Raw genomic sequence first — 7,927 nt, 5'->3', positions numbered from 1 at the left:
AGGCGGCTCCAGGGGCGCGGCGGGCGGTTCCGTGCCGGGCGTCGAATTACACGTCCACACCTTGACCTGGCAGTTGCCGCCCGCGCTACGGCATTGGGCGAGCGCCCGGTCCTCGGCCGTGGTCCGGGTATAGTCGCTGCCGGCACCCGCGGTGTTGGGGCCGGTCGCGTAGGCCCCGCAGCCGTCCACGAACTCGAGCACCAGCCCACAACCCGGGCTCCCGCACCGGTCGAGCGCGCGCCGGCCCGCGGCGACCGGGGAGGGCTGATCGTAGGCGAAGCCGTAGGCCCCGCCCTGGCGATCGTAGGCGATGGCCCCGTAGAAACTCGGTAGGGGCACGAGGCTGGAAACCAGTATCCAAAGCGCTGCCATGTTCGAAACGCCGCTCCGGGTACCCGATGCTGGCATGATAGCAAACCGGAGCCAGGGACCAACCCTGTTTGGCGCGCCGGGGATCCCAAGAGGCCGGTCGACCTCCTGGGCCGGATGCAGTAAGTACCTTAGCGAACGCGCCCAATCGGTGTTTCCGACCGACCCGCATTCCGAGCCGAATCCCTGATCGAACGCTCGCCGGCGCGCGGTCCCTCAGCCGGAACCGCCGGCCTCAGGCTCCTCGTCGAGGTCCTCGTAGCTGAGGTGGCGGATGTCTTTGCCGTCCACCAGGTAGATGACGCTCTCGCAGATGTTGTTGGCGTGATCGCCGATGCGCTCCAGCGCCCGTACCGCCCAGGCGGTGTCCAGCACGCGGGTGATGCTGCGCGGGTCCTCCATCATGTAGGTGATGAGCTGGCGCATGATCGCGTCGTATTCTTGGTCTACCAAGCTGTCCTCACGCGCCACCTGCAAGGCCGCCCTGGAGTCCATGCGCGCCAGGGCATCGAGCGCGGCGCGTAGGTTTTGCCGGACGCGCCCGCCCATGTTCAAGACCCCGATGTAATAGGCCTTGGGGCCCTCCGACTCCGTCAGGCGCAGGACCACGCGGGCGATCTTCTTGGCCTCGTCGCCGATGCGCTCGAGGTCGGTGGTGATGCGGGTCATGGCCAGCACCAGCCGCAGATCCCCCGCGGCCGGCTGGCGCCGCGCCAGGATCGCCGTGCAGTCCGCGTCGATGTCGATCTCCATGGTATTGACCTTGTAGTCGTTGCTCGCCGCCAGCTCGGCGAGCCCCGGATTCCGGTCGGCCAGGGCGTCTAACGCCGTCGTGAGGTGCTCTTCCACCGTGCCGCCCATCTCCAGCACGCGGGCCCGGACGTCCTCGAGTTCCTTGTCGAACTGGTGGGAGATGTGCTGTGGGAGTTGGGTCGCGCTCATGTCTTTTCTCCTCGTCGAGGGCTAGCCGTAGCGGCCGGTAATGTAGTCCTCGGTCTGTTTCCTCTTGGGTTTGGTGAAGAGCACCTTGGTCTCGTCGAACTCGATCAGATCCCCGAGGTACATGAAGGCCGTGTGGTCGGAGACCCGCGCCGCCTGCTGCATGTTGTGGGTCACGATCAGGATCGTGTATTCGGTCTTGAGCTCATAGATGAGGTCTTCGATCTTGAGCGTCGAGATGGGGTCGAGCGCGGAGGCCGGCTCGTCGAGCAACAACACCTCCGGCTCGATGGCGATGGCGCGCGCGATGACGAGACGCTGCTGCTGCCCGCCCGACAAGGTCATGGCGCCGTCGTTGAGCCGGTCCTTGACCTCGTCCCACAGGGCGGCGCGCTTGATGGCCCGCTCCACGGCCTCGTCCAGGACGCGCCGCTTCTTGACCCCCTGCAGCCTGAGCCCGTAGGCGACGTTCTCGTAGATCGACTTCGGAAACGGGTTGGGCTTCTGAAACACCATCCCGACCCGCCGCCTGAGATCGGACACCGGCGTGTCGGCGGCGTAGATGTTGTGGCCGAAGAGCCGGATCTCGCCCTTGATGCGCACGTGATCATAGAGGTCGTTCATGCGGTTGAAGCAGCGCAGGAGGGTCGACTTGCCGCAGCCGCTCGGGCCGATGAAGGCCGTGACCTGGCGCTCGGGGATCGACATGGTGATGGCGTTGAGGGCCTGGTTCTCGCCGTAATAGAGGTCGAGACCCGCGACCTCGAGGCAGACCTTGCGGCCCGCCGCCGGCGCTGCTTCGGGCCTCCGTGCCTGGAGAGAAGAAGAGGAGCCTTTGGCCCTCGTGTCGATACCCTGGGCGTCCGCGGCCTCGGCATCGAAACCCTCGAAACCATGCGTGGCGGCAGGTCGGGCGACGCCCTTGGGGTCCACGGCCTTCAAGGCCGGTTGTTCAATCTTCCGAAGCACGGTATCTCTCCCGCAACTGGTTGCGTATCCGGATCGCGGCCAGGTTGAGCACCACGACGATGACGACCAAGAGCAACGCGGTGGCATACACGAGCGGGCGCGCCGCCTCGACATTGGGGCTCTGGAAACCCACGTCGTAGATGTGAAACCCGAGGTGCATGATCTTGCGATCGAGGTGCAGGAAGGGGAAGTTGCCGTCCATGGCCAACGAGGGGGCGAGCTTGACCACCCCCACCATCATGAGCGGCGCGACCTCGCCGGCGGCGCGCGCCACGGCCAGGATGAGCCCGGTCATGAGCGCCGGGCTCGCCATCGGCAGGACGATGCGCCACAGGGTCTCGGCCTTGGTCGCCCCGAGCGCCAGGCTGCCCTCGCGGATGGCCACGGGGATGCGGGCCAGGCCCTCTTCGGTGGCGACGATCACGACCGGGACGGTCAGGATCGCGAGGGTGAGCGAGGCCCACAGGAGACCCGGGGTCCCGAAGGTCGGGGCCGGCAGGGCCTCGGGGAAGAACACGCGGTCGATGTTGCCCCCGAGGAAATACACGAAAAACCCGAGCCCGAACACGCCGTAGACGATCGACGGCACCCCCGCGAGGTTGTTGACGGCGATGCGGATGGTACGGGTCAGCGGGCCCTGCTTCGCATATTCCCGGAGATAGACGGCGGCTACGATACCGAAGGGCGCCACCACGAGGCTCATGATGAGGACCATGAGCACGGTGCCGAAGATGGCCGGGAAGATCCCGCCCTCGGTATTGGCCTCGCGGGGCTCGTCGGTCGCGAACTCCGTGAGCTTCGTGAGGTAATGACCGAGCTTGTCGAAGATCCCCATCTCGTTCGGCCGGTACACGCGCACCACCTTGGCCAGCGGGATGGTGAGGTCCTCGCCCCCGGCGAGCCTGAGCTGCAAAGAGTCGCGCTCGATCTCGTGACCGAGCGCGCCGAGCTCGACGCCGAGACGCTCGTACTCGGCCTCCAGCGCGAGCCGCTCCTCCGCGATGGCTTGCAGGGCGCGCGGGTCCGGCTCCCCGCCCAGTTCCAGCGCGCGACCCTCGAGACGCAGTTGCTCCATGGCGTGGTTCACCGCGCCGATACGGTCGCGCTCCAGGTGACCTATCTGTTCCTCGAGCGCCTGCTTGCGATCGAGCCGCGCCTGCACCTCCGCCAGCGGCGGTTCGTCGGTGTTCGAGGTCGTGATCGCTTTACCGTCCTCGCGGACCTCCACCAGGTATCCGTAGGCATTGCCCCATTCCTCGCGCTCGACGGCCAGAAGCGCCGGGGGATAATCGATCCGCTCGATGCCGGGCGCGGCGATCCAGCGGAAATCGCGGCCGTAGACGTCGCGATTACCGGTCTTGATGAGCAGTCGCTCGCCGGTCACGACGCCGTCCGGGAGCCGATACCCGTTCTCCTCGAGGCGGGCGGCCGGCACCTCTTCATGGTCCGCGATCTCGCCGTAGAGCCTGGTCTTGGTACCGTCGGATTCACGGTAGTCGATGGCGGCGATGCGCCCGGGCCAGAAGTGCCCCATGCCGTGGACGGCGATGAGCAAGAGGAGCCCGAAGACCATGTACAGGCTGAGACTCACCGAGCCCGCCGTCAGCCACACCCACGGGCTGCCGGTATGGACCCATCCCGTGAGCTCGGACCGGCCCGTCATGCGATGTCCGCCCGCACCTTATAGATTGCTGTAGCGCTCGCGCAGGCGCTGGCGAAAGACCTCCGCGACCGTGTTGAAGAGGAAGGTCGCGAGGAACAGCACCAAGGCCGCCAGGAACAACACCCGGTAATGGGTGCTGTCGACCTCGGTCTCGGGCATCTCGACCGCGACGTTGGCCGACAGCGCGCGGAAACCCTGGAAGATAGTCCAGTCCATGATGGGGGTGTTGCCGGTCGCCATGAGCACGATCATGGTCTCACCCACCGCGCGGCCCAGGCCGATCATGACCGCCGAGAAGATCGCCGGGCTCGCGGTCAGGATCACCACGCGCGTGAGCGTCTGCCAGGGCGTGGCGCCGAGCGCCAGCGAGCCCAGGGTGAGATGGCGCGGCACGCTGAAGATCGCGTCTTCGCTGATGGTGAAGATCGGCGGTATGACGGCGAAACCCATCGCGATCCCGACCACCAGCGAGTTGCGCTGATCGAAGCTGATGCCGAGCTCGCGGGTCAGCCAGGCCGGCATGTCCCCGGCGAAGAGCGTTACCTCCAGCCACTCACCGGCGACGAGCGCCACGTAGATCGCCGCGGCCACGACCGGCAGGAGCAGCGCGGCCTCCGAGCCCTCCGGCACCCGGCGGGAGAGGGCGTCCGGCAGGCGGCTCCAGAGATAAGCCGCGATGAGCACCGCGACGGGCACCACGATCGGGACCGCGAAGACCCCGGCGAGGTTGGCCTCGACGAAGGGCGCGAGCCACAGCCCGGCCAGAAAACCCAGGATCACGGTCGGCAAGGCCCCCATGACCTCGATGCTGGGTTTGACGATCTGGCGCATCCCCGCGGACATGAAATACCCGGTGTAGACGGCGCCCATGATGGCCATCGGGACGGCGAATAGCATCGCGTACACGGCCGCCTTGAGGGTCCCGAGCGTCAAGGGGGTGAGGCTGAACTTGGGCTCGAAATCGCCGGTGGCCGCGGACGACTGCCACAGGTACTCCGGGCGCTCGCGGCTCTCGTACCACACCTCTGCCCACAGCGAGTGCCAGGACACCTCGGGGTGTTCGTTGTGGATGCGGAAAAATCGCAGTCCTCCGCCGCCGTCCTCGACCAAGAGGGCGTCCGCCCGCGGGGACATCGCCACGGCCTCGACCGGCGAGTCGACCGGTGACTCGATGATCCGCTGGACCAGGAGGGTGCGCTCGGCGGTGGTGTGATACAGCCCGAGCGTCCCGGATCGATCGACGGCCGCGAAGCCCTTGCGGGAGAACTCAGGCGCGATCTGGGTGATCGGATGCGTCTGTGCGGAGAACGATCGCACGCGGCTGAGGCTGTAGCTGTTGCGGTGGTCGCGCACCGGGAACCACTGGATGATCGCCCCCGCCGAGTCACCGACGAGCAGCGAGATCCCCCCACTCAGGAACTGCATCGCCGTGACGGTCTGGCCGTGTCCGACGGCGCCGACCTTGTCGACCAGGGTCGGGGCGGTCTTTTGGGTGATGTCGTAATAGTGAATGGACCCATCGCCGCTCGCGGTGTACAGCTCGCGCTGCAGGAGACCGAGCGCCAGGTGGGTGATGGGACCGTGGTCCACGGGGATCGTGGCGCCCCGCCGCGTGATCGTCTCGTCCTCCTCCAGGAGTGAGCGCGTCGCCGCGAAGTTGGCCACCAACAGGCGGCCGTCCTCGGTCAGGGCCACGAGCGTCGTTTGTTGGTCCTGGCTTTGGACCGCGAGGCGGGTCAGGGCGTGGCCTTCGGGGTCGACCGCCACCGGTGCTGGGCCGAGCGGGTAGGTGATCTCGGGGGTCAGGGTGCGGACATCGTTCGGGAAGCTCACGCTATATTGATGGCGGAAGACCAGGGCGGTCCCGTTCGACAGCCCCACGGACAGGGTGGCCGCGCGCGGATCGCCAGCGGCGTGGGAGGTGATCCAGAGCCCCTCGGGGAGCGCCAGCCGTGCTTCGGTGATCACCTGCCCGTCCTGGGTCTTGAAGAATACCGTCCGGCCGTCAGCGGTCAGCCGGAGGGCGATCTCGGCATACTCCTCGGTGCCGAGCCACAGGGTCTCTGCCGGCCCGCCTGGGACCGGATAGCTCGGCGCAGGCTGGATCGAGGCGGACGCGAAGAGCGGCAGGACCACGTAGAGGAGGTAGACGAAGATGAGAAGGATGGTGATGATGACGCCGACCCCGCCCGCGGCCATGAGGTTGCGGGTCCAACGGTCCTCCAGGAGCCGCCAGCGCCGATGCGCTTTCGACTCCTGGACCGCCGACTCACGGACCGTCGCCACGGCCGCCTCACCCGCCAGCGCCGTTCCTCTCACCGCCCCACTCATCTCTCAACGCGCTATTCATCGCGGCCATCGTAGGCATGCCACATGACGGTTATGTTACACCCCCGGCACGCCGGGAACCCAGGCCGGTGTCCTCCAGAGCCAGGCCAGCGGCCCAACTGTGGAGAAACCGCTCCGCAGTACCCACCCCTCCCCAGACCTCCCTCCGGGAGAAGGTGCGGATGACGGATCAAGACGCCCTGTAGGGCGCACTAAGGGCGCACTAAGCGAGGCGGAAACAATCGAAACAAAACCCCCGTTCCGCGAAACCGTTGCGACCTCCCTTCGTCGCAGCCCCGTAGCATTACGCCCGCGGCGTGGTGCATGCGGCCCGGCGGGACCTCGAGGCCGCGGCGCGAGAGGCCGAGGCCAGCGGCGGGATAGCCGGAGGACCGGACTGGTCTGCGCTCGCGGCGGCCGGCATCCCGGTGATCGATGTCCTCACGGTCGCACGCCATGTGCTCGAGGGGCGCATCGCGCAAGCACGAGGGGACCTCTCGGCGGCGCGTACCGCGTTCGATGAGGCCGTGGCCATTCAGGACCGGCTCGCCTACGCGGAGCCGCCGCACTGTGTACTATCCGGTGCGCCAGTCGCTCGGTGCCGTTTTGCTCTCCACGGGGGATCTGGATGGCGCCGAGGCGGCATTCCGAGTCAGCCTGCGCGATGCGCCCAACAACGGCTGGGCGCTCCATGGCCTGGCGGAGATGTACCGGCACCAGGGCCTGCGAGACCCTCTTGATCACGACTATCACTACCTGGAATATGTGTTAAGGTGTGCCCGGTTGGGTTCTGGATTTTCGTTCCGATGCTTCAGTCCCGTCGACCCCAGAACCTCGGCCTGTTCGGCCTCCTGCTCGCGCTTTCCCTGGCGTATGTGGGCCCCGCCGCGCAGGAGCTGCCGGTGGATCCGCCTCTGGTAGACCCGCCTCTGGTAGACCCGCCTCTGGTAGACCCGCCGGCGTCACCGCCAGAGCCGCCGCCGGAACCATCGCCAGCGCCACCGGCGCCACCACCGCCATCGCCACCGCCGGCCCCACCGCAGGCGCCGCCACGCCCACGCTCGGCAGACCTTGCCCTTACAACAGCGACCGATACCGATGCGCCCGGCGCGGTGACCACCGGCCAGCAGCTCAGCTATACCCTCGTGATCCGGAACAACGGACCGGGGAGCGCCACGGGCGTCACGCTCACCGATGATCTGCCCGCGGGCGTCACGCCCGGGGCGGTCACGACGACTCAAGGCTCTTGCGGCGGCACTGACCCTGTAGGTTGCAACCTCGGCAGGATCGCAAGCGGCGCCCAGGTCACCGTGACCGTCAGCGTCACCCCTACGGCGCCGGGCACGATCACCAATCAGGCCTCGGTCGAGGCGAACGAGACCGATCCGAATGCGGGGAACAACTCGGTCTCGACCGCTACCACGGTCGTCGACGTGATCCGCACGACGCCGTTGGGTCTGGAGAATCCTCTGCCGGCCGGTTGCGAGTTTGTGAATGGGGAGATCGCCTGTCCTGAGACGGCCTCTTCGAGTTCCATCAGCTTCGATGTCGATATCCCAGCCGGCGCGAGCTTTATCGAGTTCGACTATGCGTTCGCCGACGCCGATGAAGGGGATTACGGGACCGTGTTCCTCGATGTCCCTGCGGCAGTCTCCGAGC

Annotated in this window: 6 protein-coding genes and 1 pseudogene; 2 read left to right on the top strand and 5 right to left on the bottom strand. The window is 67.2% G+C overall.

What is annotated here, in order from left to right; all coding sequences use genetic code 11:
• The 5 genes and pseudogenes from M3461_13005 to M3461_12985 form a co-directional block, all read right to left on the bottom strand.
• A partial coding sequence (locus M3461_13005; GenBank protein ID MDQ3775194.1) for a DUF4189 domain-containing protein occupies positions 1-372 on the bottom strand: 372 nt, incomplete at its 3' end.
• A gap of 213 nt (positions 373-585) precedes the next feature.
• Positions 586-1,311, bottom strand: a complete 726-nt coding sequence (gene phoU / locus M3461_13000) for a phosphate signaling complex protein PhoU (GenBank protein MDQ3775193.1) — start codon at positions 1,309-1,311, stop codon at positions 586-588.
• Positions 1,312-1,332: 21 nt separating this feature from the next.
• Positions 1,333-2,082: pseudogene (gene pstB / locus M3461_12995) on the bottom strand (phosphate ABC transporter ATP-binding protein PstB).
• A gap of 178 nt (positions 2,083-2,260) precedes the next feature.
• Complete coding sequence (gene pstA, locus M3461_12990) at positions 2,261-3,940, bottom strand: phosphate ABC transporter permease PstA (GenBank protein ID MDQ3775192.1); 1,680 nt, start codon at positions 3,938-3,940, stop codon at positions 2,261-2,263.
• Between the two features lie 18 nt (positions 3,941-3,958).
• Complete coding sequence (locus M3461_12985; protein ID MDQ3775191.1) at positions 3,959-6,259, bottom strand: ABC transporter permease subunit; 2,301 nt, start codon at positions 6,257-6,259, stop codon at positions 3,959-3,961.
• 326 nt (positions 6,260-6,585) lie between these two features.
• On the opposite strand from M3461_12985, the gene M3461_12980 reads away from it, so the two are divergent.
• Entirely contained in the window at positions 6,586-7,008 is a 423-nt protein-coding gene (locus M3461_12980) for a hypothetical protein (GenBank protein MDQ3775190.1), read from the top strand.
• A 66-nt stretch (positions 7,009-7,074) separates the two neighbouring features.
• On the top strand, positions 7,075-7,927 hold an 853-nt coding region (locus M3461_12975), incomplete at its 3' end, for a DUF11 domain-containing protein (GenBank protein ID MDQ3775189.1).

The sequence above is a fragment of the Pseudomonadota bacterium genome (genome assembly GCA_030860485.1).
GTDB lineage: Bacteria > Pseudomonadota > Gammaproteobacteria > JACCXJ01 > JACCXJ01 > JACCXJ01.
The sequence above is the reverse complement of the archived record's forward strand: the minus strand, read 5'-3'. Positions and strand labels throughout refer to the sequence as shown.

Excerpts from the sequence above, each read along its gene's own strand:
- phoU (MDQ3775193.1), bottom strand. The coding sequence starts at position 1,311 with ATGAGCGCGACCCAACTCCCACAGCACATCTCCCACCAGTTCGACAAG.
- pstA (MDQ3775192.1), bottom strand. The coding sequence starts at position 3,940 with ATGACGGGCCGGTCCGAGCTCACGGGATGGGTCCATACCGGCAGCCCG.